This window comes from Corynebacterium sp. KPL2825, from assembly GCF_037908445.1.
GTDB classification, from domain to species: domain Bacteria; phylum Actinomycetota; class Actinomycetes; order Mycobacteriales; family Mycobacteriaceae; genus Corynebacterium; species Corynebacterium kefirresidentii.
The window spans coordinates 83,210-101,321 of sequence record NZ_JBBMGI010000007.1 but is presented as its reverse complement, the minus strand read 5'-3'; the positions used below and the strand labels follow the sequence as shown (position 1 = coordinate 101,321).

Below are 18,112 nucleotides of genomic sequence, written 5' to 3'. Positions count from 1 at the left end.
GCTACTCCACTCCGATTTCGGTTGCAATATCCGGAACGTTAAGCGCCACCACATCCACATGTAGCTGTTGGCCCAAATCCTCCTCATCTACGTCAAGGGCACTTAAGATGGTGACCTGCTCCCCGCCTTCTGCCAAGAGATCGCGACAGGTGGCGCTGATTGACGCAAGGGTTTCCTGGCTGGGATGAGCTACGCGCATGGAATTGGCTGCATCGCGCATAGCAGCGACCACAGCACCCGTATCTGGGTTATTAGGTTCATTGACAGAGATAGCGGCCAAGGCAGCAACTAGCGACTGTGCAGGCACTACTCGCCCGGCACCAGTCTGCGAACTCAGCCCCGTAACTAGGACAATGTCCTCATCTTCGGCCGCAATGGGTTTTTCCGGTGGCACAACGGTAACGCCCGCAGATTCCAAAAGATCGGTAATAGGCCCGGCCGGCGCGGCTGCGTATACTCGGCGAGCAACTGGTTCTTCGGCGGCGGGTTCGGTGGGAGCCGGCAGCACCTCAAGGTGCAAGTTGGTCACCTTTCCTTTAGCAAAGGCGGTTTCAATGACGGCGCCCGCCTGCGGAGAGTGGATATGCACATTAGCGCTGTCCTCGGTAGCGCGAGCGATGACCAAGCTATCTCCCATCGGTGCAATTGCCGCCTGCAGCGCGTCGATATCTCCTTCATAGAAAAAGACCACTTCCAGCACGGTGACCTCCTCTGGGGCGGGTAGACCTGCATGCCCAGTAGAGCCCTCAATCTCCGCGAGAAGGGACTCTAAGAGAATCACGAGGCCGGCTCCGCCAGCATCCACTACTCCAGCCTCCTGCAGGGCTGGCAATTGCGATGGGGTGCGCTCTAGAGCAGTCCGAGCGGCCGAGATTGCGCCGCTGACGATGCCGTGCAAGGTCGCGCCAGGACGCGCCGCGGAGTCGTCGGCGGCTTCCGCTGCTGCACGCAAAACCGTAATAACCGTGCCTTCCACTGGCTCGGCGATGGCTAGGTCCACCAACTCCACGGCCTGCTGCAAAGAACGGGCAAAAACGGAGCCGTCAATAACTGAGTCCACCGTGGACTCCGCTACGCCGCGCAGAACCTGAGACAACACCATGCCCGAATTTCCGCGTGCCCCACGCACCGCCCCACACGCGAGGGAATCAGCTACATCGCCACCTTTGTCGAGCTCCGCAACCGCTGCTTCCATGGTGTGCGCCATATTTGAACCAGTATCCGAATCCGGTACGGGAAACACATTGAGGGCGTTAATTTCCTCGCGGCGATGGGCTAATTCCCCCACGGCGCGGGTAGCCCAATTGCGCAGACCGCAGGAATCCAGCGTGCTGGGATATGACATGCGCAATAGTTTACAAGCGCCAGTCTATTTCCTGCGCGCCTTGGTCCCGCAAAAGGGCGTTTGCCCGGGAAAAGGGCCTAGAACCGAAAAAGCCACGGCTGGCAGAAAGCGGTGAGGGGTGTGGAGACTTGATGCACGGGACGTCGGGAAGAAAGCGCTCACACGCTTGCGCATCGCGGCCCCAGAGGATCGCCACCATGGGGCTGCGGTTGAGCGCGCGGATGGCAGCCTCGGTGATTTCTTCCCATCCGATGCGACGGTGCGAGCCTGCTTGGCCTGGGGCTACGGTCAGCACCCTGTTAAGTAGCAATACGCCTTGGTCAGCCCAAGCACTCAAATCGCCGTCCTCTCGGCCGTTGATCCCCACATCATCGTGAAGTTCACGGTAAATATTGACCAAAGAACGCGGGGGCTTCACGCCGGGGCGAGTAGAAAAGGCCATGCCCATGGCATGCCCTGGGGTGGGATACGGGTCTTGGCCCACGATGAGCACACGGACCTCATCCAGTGGCATGCGCAGCGCGCGACAAACATCCTCAGCTGGGGGCAGATATTCCTGGCCCTCAAGGGCGTGAGAAATCCGTGGCCATTGCTCTTCTATTACCGGCGCCAGCACCGGCTCCCATGAAGGGTGATAGGTGGGGTGCATATTTAAAAGCTTCGCCAGCCTTTCTGATAGCTCGGTGTCTTTCCTCCCACCGTAACCCCGCAGCCCCGAGTTACGGTGCCAATTTTCCGGAATCCGGAGGGGGTGTCTTTCGCGGTCGTGCCTATTAATGTGTGGTCTTCACCGCCGCTTAGCACCCATTCCCACGGGTCACGGTCCACAAGGTCTGCGGCCTGGCACAGCAAATCTTCCGGCTGCAAAGCCTGCGGATCCAAATCCATATGCACGCAAGAGTGTTCAGACATCGTGGTGCAGTCTTGGATCAAGCCGTCGGAGTTATCCGTCATGGCGGTAACCCCAGCGGCGCGGGCAATGACACCGCGGCCGGGATTGAGCCAGGGTGCGCAATGGGCGTCAATAAGCGGCTGGAGGTGCTCGTACCCAGCGGGGAGCTGTCGGCCGAAGCGCTCTAACAAGGCCAAGCCGGCGGCCGAGTGGCCAATCTTGCCATGCGCTACCACGTGCTGGCCTGCCCGCGCACCGTCCAAGGTCAGGGCAGGAAGGCTGCCGCCGAGGAAACCCACGGCCGAAATGTTGATGACCAAAAGATCAGACTTCGTGAGGTCACCGCCCACCAACTCGGCATTATAGAAAGAGCTATGCTCCGCAATGCCCTCAGCGATGCCCCGCACGAAGGACACTGGGGTATCACCTGGCGCGGCGATGGCTAAAAGGGCAGCAACGGGTCGCGCCCCCATGGCTTCAACATCGGCGAAGTTGCGCAAGATAGCTTTCTTACCAATCTCGCGCGGGGTAGACCACTCGCGCAGGAAATGACGCCCCTCCACCATCAAATCCGTGGCTGCCACGGTGCGGGAATTCGGTGGTGCGCTAGGCAATACCGCCGCGTCATCTCCGTTGAGCCTGCTCGAGGCCACAGAGGTAATTTCCCGAATGGCGTTGCGTTCTCCCACCTCTGCGAGAGTCTGAGTTAAGTTCACCAGCGTCCTTTCGATACTATGAGCCCTTATGACATCCCAATTTAACCGCACCGCGATCTTCATTTCACTTGGGTTGTCCATAGTGATGGTTCTGGCGGTCCTCTTCGGCGCAAAGTACGTATTCAATAACATCGCCAAAGCACCCGTGGCGGTCTCCCCCGTGGAATCCAAGGAAGCAGATTCACAAGCCTGCCATAGCTTTATCGACGCCCTGCCGGATAAGGTCATGGATAAGCCGCGCGCAGACATTGCCGAGCCTGTGCCCTCCGGTGTCGCTGCATGGGCAGCTAACTCTGAGGATAAGGTCACCGTGCGCTGCGGCGTGGACATGCCTTTCCAGTACACCGAGTATGCCCAGACCCAAGACCTAGAGGGAGAAAAGTGGTACAAGGTGCGCGATGCCACGCCGGGATCCAACCTAACCACCTGGTATGCGGCGCAGCGCTTCCCTATCGTCGCCGTTACTGCCCCCACCGACGCCGAGCCGGGCGAGCTTAACGACGCCCTCTCAGCACTCAAAGAAAAGCCTGCCCCCGCTCATAAGGCTCCACTCAAGGAGCTCAAGGCGGGCGATGACCAAAGGTGCGCCGATATAGAAAAGGCCCTGCCTGATTCGGTGGCCGAAGGCTACCACCGCCGCGAGGTTGCGGAGAAGAATACCTTTGTGTGGAGCGCCGATGGCCGCGAAGACATCGTGGCCCGTTGCGGTGTGGCCAAGCCCGAAAACTATCGTGCTGGGGTCAAGCTGCAGCAAGTCAACGAGATTCCGTGGTTCGAGGACACCACCTTGGCCCATGGCACCACAGCCGGCACGTGGTTCGCCCTGGGCCGCGACAACTACCTAGCACTGCACGCCCCACAGGATGCCGCGCAAGCGGCACTGGTGGAGATTGGCGGTGTGCTTGCCAAGCACACCGCTGAAAAGTAGAAAGTACTCCGTCCCTACTTTGCTAGCGCCTGCTCAATGAGAGCCTCAAGCAAAGCGGGGTACTCCACACCCGAAGCGGCGAGCACCTGGGGATACATCGAAATCGGGGTAAAGCCCGGCAGAGTATTGATTTCATTGATGTACACGGAATCTTCGGTAACGAAGAAATCCACCCGGGATAGGCCCTCACAATTTAGGGCCTCGAATGCGCGAACAGCCATGTCGCGCAGCTTCTCGGTCAACTCAGGCGTGAAGGGCGCAGGGATTTCCGCGGTAACCACATTATCGAGGTACTTTGTGTCAAAGCCATAAAAGCCCTCGTCAGAATCATCAATGCCCGCCAGCAGTGCTGGAACAGACGCCAACAGTGTGCCGTCGGCATAGTGCAAAACACCGATTTCTACCTCTTGGCCTACGATTTCTGGCTCCACCAGGATTTTCTCGTCGTCTTCTAGAGCAAGGTCAACGGCTGCGGGGAATTCTTCCCAGCTATTCACCTTGGATACGCCGATTGATGATCCGCCACGGGCGGGCTTTACAAAGACGGGCAACCCTAGATGCTGCTTTTCTTCCTCGCTGAGCTCGGTACGACCCTTCAGAATGACCTCGGGCGCTACGGGCAGGCCTGCCGCTGCCAGCACCTTTTTGGTAAATTCCTTATCCATGCCCACCGAGGAAGCCAATACGCCCGGCCCGACATAGGGCAGGCCGGAGAGCTCAAAGAGACCTTGGACGGTGCCGTCTTCACCAAAGGGCCCGTGCAGGATGGGAAATACCACATCAACCTCAGCAAAGAGCGTGCCATCGGTGACGTTATGGAACTGGCCCCTGGCATTAGGATCCAGGGAAAGCGTTAGTTCCGCACCTCGCCTGACTTCTGGCATGACACCATTGACAATCTCTAGTCCCTCAGTGGTGCCGGGCGTCCACGTGCCCTCGCGGGTGATGCCGATAGGCACCACCTCGAATTTTTCAGGATCGAGGTGATTCATGATCGCACCTGCAGAGACGCAGGATACGGAGTGCTCGGTGCTACGGCCGCCATAGATAACGGCCACGCGGGTCTTTTCAGTCATGCCCGCAGATTTTACCCTTGACCTACTCCGACTTCTTGGACCGACCCATCAGAGCGATGATCATATCTTCCACCGCCATGCCCTCGTAGCAGACACCATAAACCGCGTGGGTAATCGGCATCTCTACGTCTGCCTGCTGGGCTAGGCGGTAGATAGAATCACAGGAGTAGACGCCCTCCGCAACCTGCCCGTTGGCGGCGGCCTTGGCCTCTTCAATGGTGCCGCCTTGGCCTAGGCGATAGCCAAAAGTACGGTTGCGCGACAATGTCGAGGTACATGTTGCCACCAAGTCACCCAAGCCAGCCAAGCCGGAGAAGGTAAATGGATCCGCCCCCAACTCCACTCCGAGGCGGGTAATTTCTGCCAAACCGCGGGTAATGATGGTGGCCATGGTGTTATTGCCTAATCCCTTGCCAGAGGCTATACCGCAGGCTAATGCGATGACGTTTTTGCAGGCGCCGCCGATTTCCGCACCAATAACATCGGTGTTGGTATACGGGCGCAAGTACGGCGCGGCCACCGCCGCCTGGACGCGCTTTGCGCGTTCCTCATCTGGGCAGGCGATTACTGTGGCGGCCACTTGGCCTGCGGCAATCTCTTTAGCCAGGTTCGGGCCAGAAAGTACCGCCACGCGGTCTGCTGGCACTCCCGCCGCATCCATGATGACCTCGCTCATGCGCTTGAGCGTGGTGGTCTCCACACCCTTGGAAATGGAGACCAAGGTCGCGTTTTGAGGCAGATGCGGGGCCCACTTTTCCACGTTGCCGCGCAAGGTTTGGGAGGGAACGCCGAATACGACGACCTCGGCACATGACAATGCTTCCACTTCATCATGAGTCGCCCGCACAGCCGCCGGTAGGCGGGTATCCGGCAAGTAGTCCGGATTGGTGTGGGTCTCGTTGATGGCCTGCGCCAATTCCGCGCGGCGCGCCCACAGGCGGACATCATTTCCGGCATCCGCAAAGACCTTAGCCAAGGTAGTTCCCCAAGAACCAGCACCCATCACAGCAACGTTAACCATGGTGTTTCCTCCAAATGTGCGAATCTATAACCCCAACCTTAAAGCATGTCTGTCCGACCGTGTGGCAGGGATGCACACCGCGCCTAACCCGTGGGACAATGGTCCCTTAGACGTTGTTCCTATAAACCCGATTACTGTGGAAAGGCCCCGTGGAGGCAGACGATGCCCAATATTAAAAAGATGCACGAAACCGACAAGGATCAACAGCACGAGGAATTTATCTCCGGTCGCCATCAAGAAATCCCGGTGGACCCTGCCAAGGAATTCCACCGAACTACCCTTGCCGCCGGCGCCGTAATCTGGCGCGGGTCCCCGCAGGACCCAGAAATCGCGCTCATCCACCGCCCCCATTACGATGATTGGTCCCTGCCCAAGGGCAAGGTGGATCCCGGCGAGTCTCTTCCTACCACCGCAGCCAGGGAAATCCTGGAAGAGACCGGATTCAGCGTCCGGCTAGGCAAGCTCATCGGCAAGGTAACGTACCCAGTCCAGGGCCGCACTAAGGTGGTCTACTACTGGGTGGCCAAGTACCTGGGCGGAACCTATTCCGCCAATAGTGAAACCGATGAGCTACGGTGGCTGCCCATCGACGAGGCGCAAGACCTTTTGTCCTACGACGTTGATACCGCGGTAGTGGCCAAGGCGGCTAAGCGCCTACGCATCGCGCCCGCTACCCGCGTGCTTTATGTGCGCCACGCACGCGCGCATGAAAGCGGCAGCTGGGAAGGCGATGATAACCTGCGGCCGCTTGATAAGAAGGGGCGTCGCCAAGCGGAAATGCTGGTCCCGATGCTCAGCGCTTATCAGCCCACTGCCATTTACTCTGCGCTGCCCCAACGTTGCCAGCAGACAGCTGCCCCGCTTGCCGACGAACTGGGCAAGGACATCTCCATCAATAAGAACTTTGGCGACGAGGCTTGGGAAAACGACCCAGAAGCGGCCAAGAAAGCCTTCCACCGCGTGGTAAACGAAGGCGGGGTGCCCGTTATTGTCAGCCAAGGCGGCACCATCCCCGGCATCATCGAGGACCTCGCCCCAAAGTTCCTGAAAAAGCCGGTGGACAAGCTGAAGTTTAAGAAGGCTTCTGTGTGGGTCTTGTCTTTCAACAATGGCGAGCTCACCGGCGCCGATTATCTGGCTAGCCCACTGCCGGTGCGCTAGTTTCCTGGTTCCTCGCCGACCAACAATTAAGGCCCTGCCTTCCATCTCATGCGGTGGACGAGCAGGGCCTTATTTGCGCAACTATCGTGCGGCTGCGGGGTTTTCTAACCGCGCAAGCCGAGCGTGCGACGGACGAAGAGGACCAAAATGAGGGTGTTCAGTGCTGGGTACACAAACATGCCGACTAGGGTAAAGCTCAACACTGCGTACAGGACGGCACTCAGGACGACTACCAAGATGGTCACTCCGACATTCTTCTTCGCTACCTCGATGGAAGCCCCAAAGGTCTCGCCAACGGATAGCTCAGGACGTACGGCCTTAACAGCCGGCATCCAAGTAAAGAAGAAGGCGGCGAAGAGTCCCGGAATAATCAGGAGAACGAAGCCCAGGGAAATAACCAGCCACGAAAGCACATTCACCGCCATGAGACCGGCGACATTTTTAAAGCTCAGAAAGTCCTTTATCTCCAGCATCCCGGTATCAACCTGTTTATTAGCAGCCTTGTACCAGGTGCTAATGGACCAAATAAACACTAGGAACATGGCGATAATAGCTAAGAGCATTACCGCAATTAACCCACCAGTAAGTGCGGCATCGGAACCCGAGCCTCTATTGGCTAGGGCATCAATGGATGTACCGCTGCCTGCTAGGACGAGGGTCAACAGCAAATAGAGAATGGAGACAATTACGATCTGCACCAGTGGACCGAAAATCCACTGCGCCCAACCGCGGCCGAAGTAGCGGAAGCTATCCGCGAGTACCTGAATGGCGTCTACGTCACGACCAAAAAGGGAATCTTCTCCGTGGTCGGTGCTTCCGGCGTATCCGGGTTGCCCGAACTGTTGCTGACCGTACTGCTGCCCGTAGCCTGGTTGGCCGTTCGCGCCGTTTCCGTACGGCGCAGATTCACTGGCAGGTCCGGGAGTACCTGGACCATTGTTTCCTGAATTAAAGGAATCATTATTCGAATAGGGATTGCTCATAGTTCTAAAGCTAGGGGCATACCCTGTTACAGGAAACTGGAGCTGGCGATTGTTACCCTTACGTTACCAATCTGTACCCCCACGGCTCCCCCAAGGTTTGTACTCAAGACTCATACCCAAACGCACGGCACCCCCACCGCCCCTTCTTTAAAAAGGACTGTAGGGGTGTTGGCGCAAGTTCATCCCCAACCGCGCTCCCATTTATGGGGCGATAACAGAGGGCTTAAAGCCGGGGCGTCGCTTTTCATAGTCAGCAATATCGTCCTCGTTACGGAGGGTGATACCAATGTCATCGAGTCCCTCCATCAACCGCCAACGGGTGTAGTCATCGATATCAAAGCGGTAGGTATTTTCTCCCACCGTGACCGTTCGCGCCTCCAAGTCAACGGTGACCTGGGTTTCTCCTGACTCCAGCTGCTTCCAGATAAGCTCGATGTCCTCTTGTTCCATCAAACCGGTAAGAAGGCCGGACTTTCCTGCGTTACCGCGGAAGATATCTGCAAAGCGGGAAGAAAACACGGCACGGAACCCGTATTCACTCAACGCCCATACTGCATGTTCCCGGGAGGAACCGGTGCCAAAGTCTCTTCCTGCAAAAAGCACCGACCCATTTTTAAATTGCTCTTGGTTAAGCACGAAGCTTTCTTCGGGGCGCCAATTAGAAAACAGCCCTTCAGAAAAGCCTGTACGCTTAACCGACTTCAGGTAGCGCGCCGGAATGATTTGATCAGTATCCACGTTAGTAACGCGCAGCGGTACGCCAGTTCCGGTATGGGTTATAAATTTCTCCATTATCAATGCCTTTCTAAGCGCTTAATTCAGGTCAGCAGGACTAGACAGGTATCCGGTCACGGCTGTAGCGGCAGCCACCTGGGGCGAGACTAGGTGTGTGCGCCCACCTGGGCCTTGTCGGCCTTCGAAGTTGCGGTTAGAGGTTGAAGCTGAGCGCTCTCCCGCCGCTAGTTGGTCTGGATTCATTCCTAGGCACATCGAGCAACCAGCGGTACGCCATTCGGCTCCAAACTGGCGGAAGATCTCATCTAAGCCTTCTTCCTCTGCTTGGGCCTTGACAGCTGCTGAAGACGGCACTACCAGCATCCGCGTATCTTCGGCGATGGTGCGGCCCTTGACCACACCGGCAGCGGCGCGCAAATCTTCAATGCGAGCGTTGGTGCATGAGCCGACGAATACGGTATCTATTTTGATATCGCGCAGCGGAGTCCCCGGCTGCAGGTCCATATATTGGAGGGCCTTTTCTACAGTGGCCTTTTCATTGTCGTCACCGCAGTCTTCTGGATCTGGAACACTCTCCCCTAATGGCAGACCTTGTCCAGGATTGGTTCCCCACGTAACAAACGGGGTCAAGGCAGAACCATCAATCTCAACGACGGTATCGAATTCCGCCCCCTCGTCGGTGGGAAGCGTCTTCCAATAGTCAACCGCAGCGTCCCAGTCCGCCCCGCTGGGAGCAAACTCGCGTCCCTTCACATATTCAAAGGTGGTCTCATCTGGGGCGACCATGCCGGCGCGGGCTCCTGCCTCAATAGACATATTGCAGATAGTCATGCGCTCTTCCATGGACATCCTGCGGATCGCCTCACCACGGTACTCAATGATGTGACCTTGTCCGCCGCCGGTACCGATTTTGGCGATTATGGCCAGGATGAGATCTTTGGCGGAGACTCCCTCTTGTAATTCGCCCGTCACCTCAATCGCCATCGTTTTAAAAGGCTTCAAGGAAAGCGTCTGCGTGGCCATGACGTGCTCCACCTCAGAGGTGCCGATGCCCATTGCGATTGAGCCAAAGGCACCATGGGTGGAGGTATGCGAGTCGCCGCAGACAATGGTCATACCTGGCTGGGTGATACCCAATTGTGGGCCAACTGTATGGACAATGCCTTGCTGTGCATCTCCCATGGAATGCAAGCGCACACCAAATTCCTCGCAGTTCTTACGCAGGGTCGATACCTGGGTGCGAGAAACCTCATCCTTGATTTCCAAGAGGTTGCCAGACTTAATGCCTTGCGTGGGAACGTTATGGTCCTCGGTTGCCAAGTACAGTTCAGGGTGGCGCAGTGTGCGCCCAGCCAGCCGCAGACCATCAAAGGCCTGTGGACTGGTAACTTCATGTAGTAGCTGAAAGTCAATAAAGATGAGGTCTGGTGCCCCAGCATCACCGGGTTGGACGACGTGATCGCGCCACACTTTTTCCGCCAATGTCAGCTTCTGGTTCATAAACATCTCTCCACACTTGAAATCTCATAATTTGGGACGTAGATTTCATTGTATGGGAGAGTATAGCGCAGTTTCCGGAATTAAAGTGTTGGATCGAGCAATGGCCATCATGATGGCCGCCGCCAACCACCCCTCCACCCTCAACGAACTATGTGAAACCACGGGCCTACCTCGGGCGACGGCACACCGGCTAGCCACCGCACTGGAAGCGCACCGCATCCTCGTTCGCACCCCCGAAGGAAAGTGGAAGGCCGGTCCAGCCCTCCCTGGCAACCGTGACCACCTACTGGAAGTGGCGGGTCCAATTATGGAGAAGCTGCGCGAAGACACCGGCGAGTCCATCCAGCTTTACGAGGTCACTGGAAATACCCGCACCTGTATTGCCACTAGGGAACCCGAGTCTGGCCTTCATAATGTCGTCCCCGTCGGACGCCAGCTACCACTTAGCTCCGGATCCGCAGCGCGCATCATTGCCGCCTATGTAGAGGTCAATATCGAAGACGCCTCGTTTACTCTCCAGGACATCGAAGCGGCAAGGAGCCAAGGGTATTCGGAGTCCATTGAAGAACGCGAAGCCGGGCTAGCCTCTATTTCTGCACCGGTTTTCGACGAAGCCGGAACTTTCCTGGCAGTCTTGTCCATTTCCGGATCTGTCGAGCGCTTCCAGCCATCACCCGCCCAAAAGTACGCGGATACCCTCACGGCAGCCGCTCGCGAATTGAGCAGCCAGCTTTAAGCTTCCCCTCGCCCCCACCATGCCCGTCTCTGCCCAATCCTTGCAGAGACGGGCAATGCCTTTTTCTACTCATTTAAAAAAAATTTGAGGAAACTCGCCGCCAGCTATTGAAACCAAACTGAAAATACGATTTAATGAAAATACGTTGAAAACAACGGGGACTAATCCCCGCCAGAAAGGACCAGTCATCATGACCCACACCACCCACGAGAACCACACCCACACCCACGGCACCGATTGCGGCCACGTATCCTTCCCACACGGCGACCACACCGACTACCTCCACGAAGGTCATATCCACCGTGAGCACGATGGCCACTGGGACGAGTGCGAGACCACCGAGCACGTAGAAGCCGAGGCTCACACCGACCACACTCATGGTGAAGGCTGCGGCCACGTAGCTATCCCGCACGGCGACCATGTGGACTATCTGCACGACGGCCACCGCCACGCCGCACACGGCGATCACTACGACGAGCACTAGTTGCAGCTCGGGGCTTAGCCCCTCATTATGCGCCGCCTCGGCCCTTCACCTTGTGGGTCCCGGCGGCCATTTCTATGTCTACCCTTCCGCTAAAGAGCGCCCCGAAATTCACACCAGAAACATATCTGCGAGCTCGACAGGACACACTCTCTCATTTCTGTTAAAACTGACAGTCAGACTATTAGTTCTTTCCGGTTGGGTGCTACGGTTCTTCGAGTGATTACTAGTTGGAAGATTTTTCTCCAAGATTTTGTCCGCTTGTGGCGGACCCCGCAGGTCTGGGTGATCCTTATTGGTTTGATGATCACCCCAGCCCTGTATTCCTGGGTAAACATCTCCGGTTTCTGGGATCCCTACGGAAACACAGAACACCTCAAGGTCGCCGTTGTAAATGAGGACAAGGGCGCCACCTCGGAGATGACCGGCCACTTAGACGTCGGCGGACAAATGATTGACAAGCTGCATGATAACGACAGGCTTGGCTGGCAATTCATGGACAGGCAAGAAGCCGAGGACGCCGTTAAGAAGGGCGACGTGTTCGCCTCGGTAATAGTGCCCGAGGACTTCTCGGCCGATTTCGTCAGCCTGTTTAAAGGTACGTATTCTCAGCCCACGCTCGAATACCACGTTAACGAAAAGCTCAATGCAATCGCGCCGAAGATTACTGATACCGGCGCTTCGACTCTGGATACCACTATTAGCACTACTTTCAATGAGCAGGTGGCAGATTCAGTGGCGACGGAGCTTAAAAATTCCGGTGGTGATTTAAGCCAGAAGATTAACCGTTCCGCGGGCGATACCGCGGATTCTTTTTCGGAAACCGCAGACACTGTAGCCAACTCGCGCAGCCAGTTGGCCGACGTTCACGCCACCATCGATGACGCACGCCCGACTATCGCGCAAGCCCGCGAATCACTCGGTACGGTCCAACAGACCGTCGATGACGCGCAGGCCGCGTTGAACGAAGTTAATTCCATTACCGCTGAGGTCCAGCGCGAGGTCACTTCTTTCTCCGATGACGCCACGGCCGCTTATGTGGAAGGAACGACCGCGTTGGCAGACGGCACTGCTTCTGCCAACGCTACCGTGGGCTCGGTATCTGGCAAGCTACGCGGTGCCCTCACTCGCGTCGATGCCGCTTCTGCTGGCGCAGCAGGCATCGTTGGTGAAGCGGATCGGGCTATTGACCAGCTCGATAAGCTCGCCTCATCTCCAGCCCTGCCCCCGCAGGTTTCCCAGCAGATTAAAGATCAGGTGGGAGATTTGCGTGAACGCAATAATCAGAACCGCGCCGTCCTCGGTGACCTGGACTCTCTCAACGGCGATACCAACGACACCATCGATTCGCTCAATAAGACAACGAGCTTGCTGGATAAGATGGCTGCCCAAACGCGCGATGACTCCCACGCGCTGCGCGATAATGTGGCCGAAGGCTTGCCCAAGCTCAATGCCGCGCTTTCCGACGTCACAGCTACCACCGGAAAACTTTCCGCCTCGCTCGAAAGCCAAAAGGCACTGGTGGGCCAGACCGATGGGCTCTTAGGCGGCGTCGACAAGCAGCTCAACCAAGCCCAACAGGTGGTCGAGCGCTTTTCTGTAGACCTCGATGGCATTGAACAGGGACTCCGGGCCTCCCGCAGCGATGTGCTGGCGTTGAGTAATACCGCCAATAACAATTCCATCCTGCAGTCAGTCAAGGGCCTCAATACCGACGAGGTTTCCTCCTTCCTTGCCTCCCCTGCGGAGATGGAAAGCCACGCCGTCTTCCCGGTGAAGCACTATGGCTCGGGCATGTCCTCCCTATTTATCAACCTCACGTTGTGGATCGGCGCTTTCATGCTGCTCATCATCTTCCGCGCTGAGGTAGACCCGCAGGGCCGCAAGAACCTCACCATCACCAAGGCGTACCTTGCCCGCTTCCTTCTACTCTCCTTCTTTGCCATCGCCCAGGCGCTCATCGTGTCCATCGGCAACCTTGCCATTGGAGTGGAGCATGCCAATGCAGTGGCTTATGTCGGTACCGCAGTCATCGTCGGCCTGTGCTATCTGAGCATTACCTATAGCTTGGTGTCTACGTTTGGCCACGTGGGCCGAGGCATCGCGGTGGTCTTTGCCTTCATCCAGATTCCTGGCGCTTCCGGCCTCTACCCGATTGAGATGACGCCAGATTTCTTCCGTGCGGTACACCCGTTCCTCCCCTTTACCTACGGCATTGACGCCATGCGAGAAACCGTCGGAGGTTTCTACGGTAACCATTACGCACGTGATCTCTGCGCCCTCATCGGCATGGCGGCGATTGCTTACCTCATCGGTTCGGTGATGCGCCGTGGCTTGTCCAACGTCAATATGTTGGTCAACGACGAACTGCGCAAGGGTGGATTGGTTATCAATGAACAGGTCCACCTTGTAGGAAGCCGCTACCGTTTCACCGATCTCCTCTATGCCTTGAACGACCGCGAGGCTTATCAACAAAGCCTTGAGAATAAGTGGGGCATGGCGCGCAGGAACTACTCTCAGTTGATGAAAATCACCGTGGCGGTGGGCCTGGCGCTGGTTGTCGCTTTGGGTATCTACTCACGCATTAACCCTGGAGAAAAGGCCATCATCTTCGGCCTGGCCTGCCTGGTTACGCTCATCGCGGTGGGTGTTATCTGTTCCCTCGAGTACGTCAAGCAGAGCATCGCACATGATAACCGCCTGGCGGATCTTAGCGACGAGGAAATCCAGGAGCACCTCGAGCACCAGCAGGAACATCCAAACCGCTACCTCCTGGAAGATTTGGACGAGGAATCCGCACCTGCTGATACCACCGAGACCAAAGAAATACCCGCCGTTGAAGGCGATGACTCCGGAAAGGGCGGCGAGTAAGTCATGAAAAACATTCTGACCATCCTCCGCGATGACCTCCACGCCATTCGCACCAATGTAATGACCGCAGTCATTATCTTCGGTCTTGCTATCATTCCGTTGCTTTTTACCTCCTTCAACGTGCTGGCCAGCTGGGATCCTTTTGCCAATACCAACCAGCTCAAGATTGCTGTTGCCAGCGAAGATGAGGGACACGAAAGCGACCTAGCCTCATTGAAGCTTAATTTGGGCGATGAGGTGCTCTCGCAGCTCAGCCGCAATCACGATATTGATTGGGTCATTACCGACAGCGCCGATGCGGTCGAGGGAACAAAATCCGGTGAATACTATGCTGGCATCGTCCTGCCAAAGGACTTCAGCGCAGATCTGCTTACCTTTTATGTAGAAGGAACCGAGCCCAGCAAGCTCAATCTCTATACCAATGAGAAGAAGAACGCGCTGTCTACCAACATCACACAAAAGAGTGCGGACGGCGTCATTCAAAAAATCGACGAGTCCTTCACCCGCGTGGTATCTAACGTTGGTCTCGGCGTCGTATCCGATTTAGATAAATACCTCAACGAGGACGACACCCAGACGGCACTCAATAACCTTCACAACCGCATCAATAACGTCAGCACTCGCCTCGATGCGGCTTCAGGCACTGTAGGTGCCCTAAGCAATCTTGTCGATTCCACCCTCCCGCTTACGCAGGCAGCGGATAATATCCTCGCCGAGGCCGGCCGCCAGGCCACGGAGACGGACAATGCCCAAGGCGAGAACCCCATCGACATTCTGCGCTCCACCCTCAATGACTCTGCAGGTTCACTAGACGCTTCCTTGGCGGCTACAACACAAAGCTACGATGCGCTTTCTGCCCAGGTGGATGAGTTGCTCAATAACGCAAGTAACGCCACCGCACAAACGGCGCAGACCTACCGCAGCGCAGCTGAACGTGTAGATGAGCAAACGAGCGCCTTTGAGGGCGTACGCGCTTCCATCAAGGAGCAAGCCGATAAAGCGGCGCTGCCGGCTCCAGTCGCTGGCGGCTATAAGGCGTTGATGGGCCAGATTGATGCTTCTATCGCCCAGAGCAACGCGCTACATGATTCGTTGGTTTCGACCGCCGATGATATTGAGCAGGGCCGTGGTACCTCGCAAGAATCGCGCCAGCGCACCAAGGATGCCATCGCCAATGCGAAGCACGCCGCAGAGAAGGCGCGCACTTCCTATAACGAGAACCTCAAGCCCCAGCTGGATCAGCTCAACCAAAGCGTCTCTGTGGTGGCCGGCGATATTGATGCTGTTAAGCAGGACATAGCTGGTATTCGCGACTCGGTTTCTCGCAATAACGAGTCACCACAACAAAGCCTGGCCCGCGCCCGCGATACTACTGCTGGCCTCGCTGACACCCTGCGGGAGCAAAGCGGCCGTTTCGCGGACATGGGACGCAAGATCGACGAGGTTCGCCATGGCGGCGACCTAAGCAAACTGGCCGATATCGTTGGCTCTGACCCAGAGCTGCTCGCCTCCCGCATTGCTGCTCCTGTGGCTGTGGACCGTGAACCGGTCTATCCTGTGGCCGCCTTCGGCGTAGGCATGACACCGTTCTACCTCACCTTGTCGCTGTGGGTAGGTGCCCTCTTGGCGTGCGTGCTGGTCCATACCAACGCCGAGCGCAAGTACTTGCGAAAAGACGAGAACGGAAAGTACGACGAAAGCGATTTCACCCGTGGCCAGGCATTCTTCGGTCGCTTTGCCACGCTTGCGTTGGTCGGTCTGGCTCAAGCCACCTTGGTGGTGCTTAGCCTCATTTTCTTCGTCCAAATCGAGCCTGCACATCCATTCATGCTCATGTTCGCAGCATGGGTAGTTTCGCTGGTATTCATGTTGATCATTTACTCACTGGTCATCACACTCGATAGTGCCGGCAAGGCCTTGGCGGTATTGCTGCTTGTGATACAAGTGTCTGGTTCCGGCGGCGCCTACCCGTTGCCATTGCTGCCTGAATGGTTCCAGAACGTGAGCCCTTGGTTGCCAGCTACTTATGCTATCGATGCCTTCCGCAGCGCCATCGCGGGCATCTACCATGGCGATATTTGGCGTGAGCTGGGCATGCTGCTGTTGTTTACCATCCCGGCATTGGTCGTCGGACTCCTTATCCGCCGCGCCATGGACGCCTATCATAAGCGCCTACAAAAGGCGATTAAGAAGACAAAGGTGATGGCATAGCCAGCGCTTGGCGACGCCCTCCTCTACACAGCCCAGCGAGCCGTTTCACGGCCCGTTGGGCTTCTTTCTTGCTGCGGTCTAGCGCAGGGCGCAGCTGACCACTCAGAACTCACTGTAGGGAGGTGCAACGCCGCCTGCTGCACTGTTTAGGGCGCTCGACGAGAATCGAGCGAGAATTGAAGAATACAGGTGCCTGAGGGCCGAGAGATTTATGGGCCACCAACCGCAAAAAATGCGTCTGGAACTAAAAACAAAAAGCTGCGAGCCATTAAGCTCGCAGCTTGCTATTGGTACCCCGTACGGGATTTGAACCCGTGTTACCGGCGTGAGAGGCCGGCGTCCTAGGCCGCTAGACGAACGGGGCGCGTTCGCAGCAAGCACACACTGTGCGTTGCGGACTCGTTAAGAGTAAACGATGGGTTAACTGAGCACAAATCGCACGCTTAGGGGCGGTTTTGAGGGCGGAGGCTAGGAAAACGAAAAGGGTCCCGAGTCTTCTACTGCAGTGAGGTTTCTTCATGGCCGAGGTGCGGATCGAATCAGTGGTTATTCCGCATGCAATCTGTGGATAGTCCGTGGCCGAGAACGCTGTGCTAGTAGGACTCGGGATGGCGCTGTGCGTCGAAGTGCATATACTGCAGGCTCCTATACTTCGTACAAATGTTGGTGGGAAGGAAGTTGTGGATTATAGCGTTACTACCTGGCTATGCTTTCGGCCTGTGCGCCTTCGCTGTGGTGCGTTTCGATTTCTGTCACCCGCTCTCCTTTCTGTCTGTTTTCTGCTGTACTTGCAGTCTATGCCTGTACTTGCAGGACTGGAAGGGGTTTGCACAACTTCGCGGTGGTCTTAACCCTGGTCTTATCGGCGGCGCGTCGCTGCCTGCGCGAAAGCTACCAATGGTCCGGGGTTAGGTTATAACCAGTCCCCCATGCTTGACCACATCTCCACGTGGCCTTTAGACGACACCTCACAATCGATACCTCCCCCCTTTAAGCCCCGATAAGATACCGCCTCGGATATGAAAAATCCTCCAGCACTAAGCTGGAGGTCTTTGTACCCCGTACGGGATTTGAACCCGTGTTACCGGCGTGAGAGGCCGGCGTCCTAGGCCGCTAGACGAACGGGGCATAGAACTAGTGAGCCTGCCATTAAAGCATTTTCACTGCTGGCCTACCAGGACTCGAACCTAGAATGGCGGTACCAGAAACCGCTGTGTTGCCAATTACACCATAGGCCATTTGCTGACTCGCTAGGGAAGCTAACTGCCTTTCAGCCGTTCTCCCTTGCTCGCTGCAACGTGTAATAACTATAATGATCTTCGCGTAAACTGCCAAATCGCCAGCGCATAACGCTTTTTCAGCCCATAAAGGCGGCATTAAAAATGCGGTGAATGACAGTGCTGTAGTTCAGCCGTCATCCACCGCGCTAACGCGAGAGGAGTTCTTAATCCCAGCG

General features: G+C 56.7%; 14 protein-coding genes and 3 tRNA genes. 6 read left to right on the top strand and 11 right to left on the bottom strand.

The features are described 5' to 3' along the window. Position 1: 1 nt before the first annotated feature. Genes WMQ00_RS07150 through WMQ00_RS07140 form a run of 3 tightly spaced genes read right to left on the bottom strand, consistent with a single transcriptional unit; the run spans position 2 to position 3,034 of the window. On the bottom strand, positions 2–1,345 hold the full coding sequence (locus WMQ00_RS07150) for a DAK2 domain-containing protein (RefSeq protein WP_316331089.1): 1,344 nt from the start codon (positions 1,343–1,345) through the stop codon (positions 2–4). 10 nt (positions 1,346–1,355) lie between these two features. Then, a complete protein-coding gene (locus WMQ00_RS07145) occupies positions 1,356–1,994 on the bottom strand; it encodes a uracil-DNA glycosylase (RefSeq protein ID WP_023021673.1) in 639 nt (212 codons plus the stop codon). Positions 1,995–1,996: 2 nt separating this feature from the next. After that, entirely contained in the window at positions 1,997–3,034 is a 1,038-nt protein-coding gene (locus WMQ00_RS07140; RefSeq protein WP_086588490.1) for a thiamine-phosphate kinase, read from the bottom strand. Between WMQ00_RS07140 and WMQ00_RS07135 the strand changes: the two genes are divergently transcribed. Further along, positions 2,982–3,881, top strand: coding sequence for a DUF3515 domain-containing protein (locus tag WMQ00_RS07135; RefSeq protein WP_301716143.1), 900 nt, complete (start codon positions 2,982–2,984; stop codon positions 3,879–3,881). The two genes, WMQ00_RS07140 and WMQ00_RS07135, sit on opposite strands and share 53 nt — an antisense overlap. 14 nt (positions 3,882–3,895) lie before the next feature. Here WMQ00_RS07135 and WMQ00_RS07130 read toward each other — a convergent pair whose 3' ends face one another. After that, positions 3,896–4,957 carry a D-alanine--D-alanine ligase family protein gene (locus WMQ00_RS07130; RefSeq protein WP_023021676.1) on the bottom strand — a complete coding sequence of 354 codons (1,062 nt, stop codon included), beginning with the start codon at positions 4,955–4,957 and terminating at the stop codon, positions 3,896–3,898. A 22-nt stretch (positions 4,958–4,979) separates the two neighbouring features. Further along, complete coding sequence (locus tag WMQ00_RS07125; protein WP_340440824.1) at positions 4,980–5,978, bottom strand: NAD(P)H-dependent glycerol-3-phosphate dehydrogenase; 999 nt, start codon at positions 5,976–5,978, stop codon at positions 4,980–4,982. A 162-nt stretch (positions 5,979–6,140) separates the two neighbouring features. On the opposite strand from WMQ00_RS07125, the gene WMQ00_RS07120 reads away from it, so the two are divergent. After that, the gene (locus WMQ00_RS07120) at positions 6,141–7,139 is read left to right on the top strand and encodes an NUDIX hydrolase (protein ID WP_023021678.1); all 999 of its coding nucleotides are present in this window, start codon (positions 6,141–6,143) and stop codon (positions 7,137–7,139) included. A 104-nt stretch (positions 7,140–7,243) separates the two neighbouring features. Here the strand turns inward: WMQ00_RS07120 and WMQ00_RS07115 are convergent, their stop codons facing one another. From WMQ00_RS07115 to leuC, 3 genes are all read right to left on the bottom strand, one after another. Continuing rightward, positions 7,244–8,122, bottom strand: a complete 879-nt coding sequence (locus WMQ00_RS07115; protein ID WP_023021679.1) for a hypothetical protein — start codon at positions 8,120–8,122, stop codon at positions 7,244–7,246. 201 nt (positions 8,123–8,323) lie between these two features. After that, a complete protein-coding gene (leuD, locus tag WMQ00_RS07110) occupies positions 8,324–8,914 on the bottom strand; it encodes a 3-isopropylmalate dehydratase small subunit (protein WP_023021680.1) in 591 nt (196 codons plus the stop codon). 21 nt (positions 8,915–8,935) lie between these two features. Next, the gene (leuC, locus tag WMQ00_RS07105; RefSeq protein WP_340440823.1) at positions 8,936–10,357 is read right to left on the bottom strand and encodes a 3-isopropylmalate dehydratase large subunit; all 1,422 of its coding nucleotides are present in this window, start codon (positions 10,355–10,357) and stop codon (positions 8,936–8,938) included. Between the two features lie 52 nt (positions 10,358–10,409). Between leuC and WMQ00_RS07100 the strand changes: the two genes are divergently transcribed. From WMQ00_RS07100 to WMQ00_RS07085, 4 genes are all read left to right on the top strand, one after another. Beyond that, complete coding sequence (locus tag WMQ00_RS07100; RefSeq protein ID WP_034656457.1) at positions 10,410–11,093, top strand: IclR family transcriptional regulator; 684 nt, start codon at positions 10,410–10,412, stop codon at positions 11,091–11,093. A 190-nt stretch (positions 11,094–11,283) separates the two neighbouring features. Further along, entirely contained in the window at positions 11,284–11,577 is a 294-nt protein-coding gene (locus tag WMQ00_RS07095; RefSeq protein WP_023021683.1) for a hypothetical protein, read from the top strand. A 216-nt stretch (positions 11,578–11,793) separates the two neighbouring features. Continuing rightward, positions 11,794–14,445, top strand: coding sequence for a YhgE/Pip family protein (locus WMQ00_RS07090; protein WP_239208448.1), 2,652 nt, complete (start codon positions 11,794–11,796; stop codon positions 14,443–14,445). Positions 14,446–14,448: 3 nt separating this feature from the next. Next, complete coding sequence (locus WMQ00_RS07085; RefSeq protein WP_340440822.1) at positions 14,449–16,656, top strand: YhgE/Pip domain-containing protein; 2,208 nt, start codon at positions 14,449–14,451, stop codon at positions 16,654–16,656. A gap of 288 nt (positions 16,657–16,944) precedes the next feature. Here WMQ00_RS07085 and WMQ00_RS07080 read toward each other — a convergent pair. The 3 genes from WMQ00_RS07080 to WMQ00_RS07070 form a co-directional block, all read right to left on the bottom strand. Continuing rightward, positions 16,945–17,020 (bottom strand) — tRNA-Glu (locus WMQ00_RS07080). Between the two features lie 691 nt (positions 17,021–17,711). Next, a tRNA-Glu gene (locus tag WMQ00_RS07075) sits at positions 17,712–17,784 on the bottom strand. A gap of 38 nt (positions 17,785–17,822) precedes the next feature. Beyond that, positions 17,823–17,894 (bottom strand) — tRNA-Gln (locus tag WMQ00_RS07070). Between the last annotated feature and the right edge of the window lie 218 nt (positions 17,895–18,112).

Bases quoted from the DNA above. Each gene is read 5' to 3' on its own strand.
- WMQ00_RS07100 (WP_034656457.1), top strand. From the start codon at position 10,410: ATGGGAGAGTATAGCGCAGTTTCCGGAATTAAAGTGTTGGATCGAGCA.
- leuD (WP_023021680.1), bottom strand. From the start codon at position 8,914: ATGGAGAAATTTATAACCCATACCGGAACTGGCGTACCGCTGCGCGTT.
- WMQ00_RS07095 (WP_023021683.1), top strand. From the start codon at position 11,284: ATGACCCACACCACCCACGAGAACCACACCCACACCCACGGCACCGAT.
- WMQ00_RS07120 (WP_023021678.1), top strand. From the start codon at position 6,141: ATGCCCAATATTAAAAAGATGCACGAAACCGACAAGGATCAACAGCAC.
- WMQ00_RS07130 (WP_023021676.1), bottom strand. From the start codon at position 4,957: ATGACTGAAAAGACCCGCGTGGCCGTTATCTATGGCGGCCGTAGCACC.
- WMQ00_RS07115 (WP_023021679.1), bottom strand. From the start codon at position 8,122: ATGAGCAATCCCTATTCGAATAATGATTCCTTTAATTCAGGAAACAAT.
- WMQ00_RS07085 (WP_340440822.1), top strand. From the start codon at position 14,449: ATGAAAAACATTCTGACCATCCTCCGCGATGACCTCCACGCCATTCGC.
- WMQ00_RS07145 (WP_023021673.1), bottom strand. From the start codon at position 1,994: ATGCACCCCACCTATCACCCTTCATGGGAGCCGGTGCTGGCGCCGGTA.
- WMQ00_RS07150 (WP_316331089.1), bottom strand. From the start codon at position 1,345: ATGTCATATCCCAGCACGCTGGATTCCTGCGGTCTGCGCAATTGGGCT.
- WMQ00_RS07125 (WP_340440824.1), bottom strand. From the start codon at position 5,978: ATGGTTAACGTTGCTGTGATGGGTGCTGGTTCTTGGGGAACTACCTTG.
- WMQ00_RS07135 (WP_301716143.1), top strand. From the start codon at position 2,982: ATGACATCCCAATTTAACCGCACCGCGATCTTCATTTCACTTGGGTTG.
- WMQ00_RS07140 (WP_086588490.1), bottom strand. From the start codon at position 3,034: ATGGACAACCCAAGTGAAATGAAGATCGCGGTGCGGTTAAATTGGGAT.
- leuC (WP_340440823.1), bottom strand. From the start codon at position 10,357: ATGAACCAGAAGCTGACATTGGCGGAAAAAGTGTGGCGCGATCACGTC.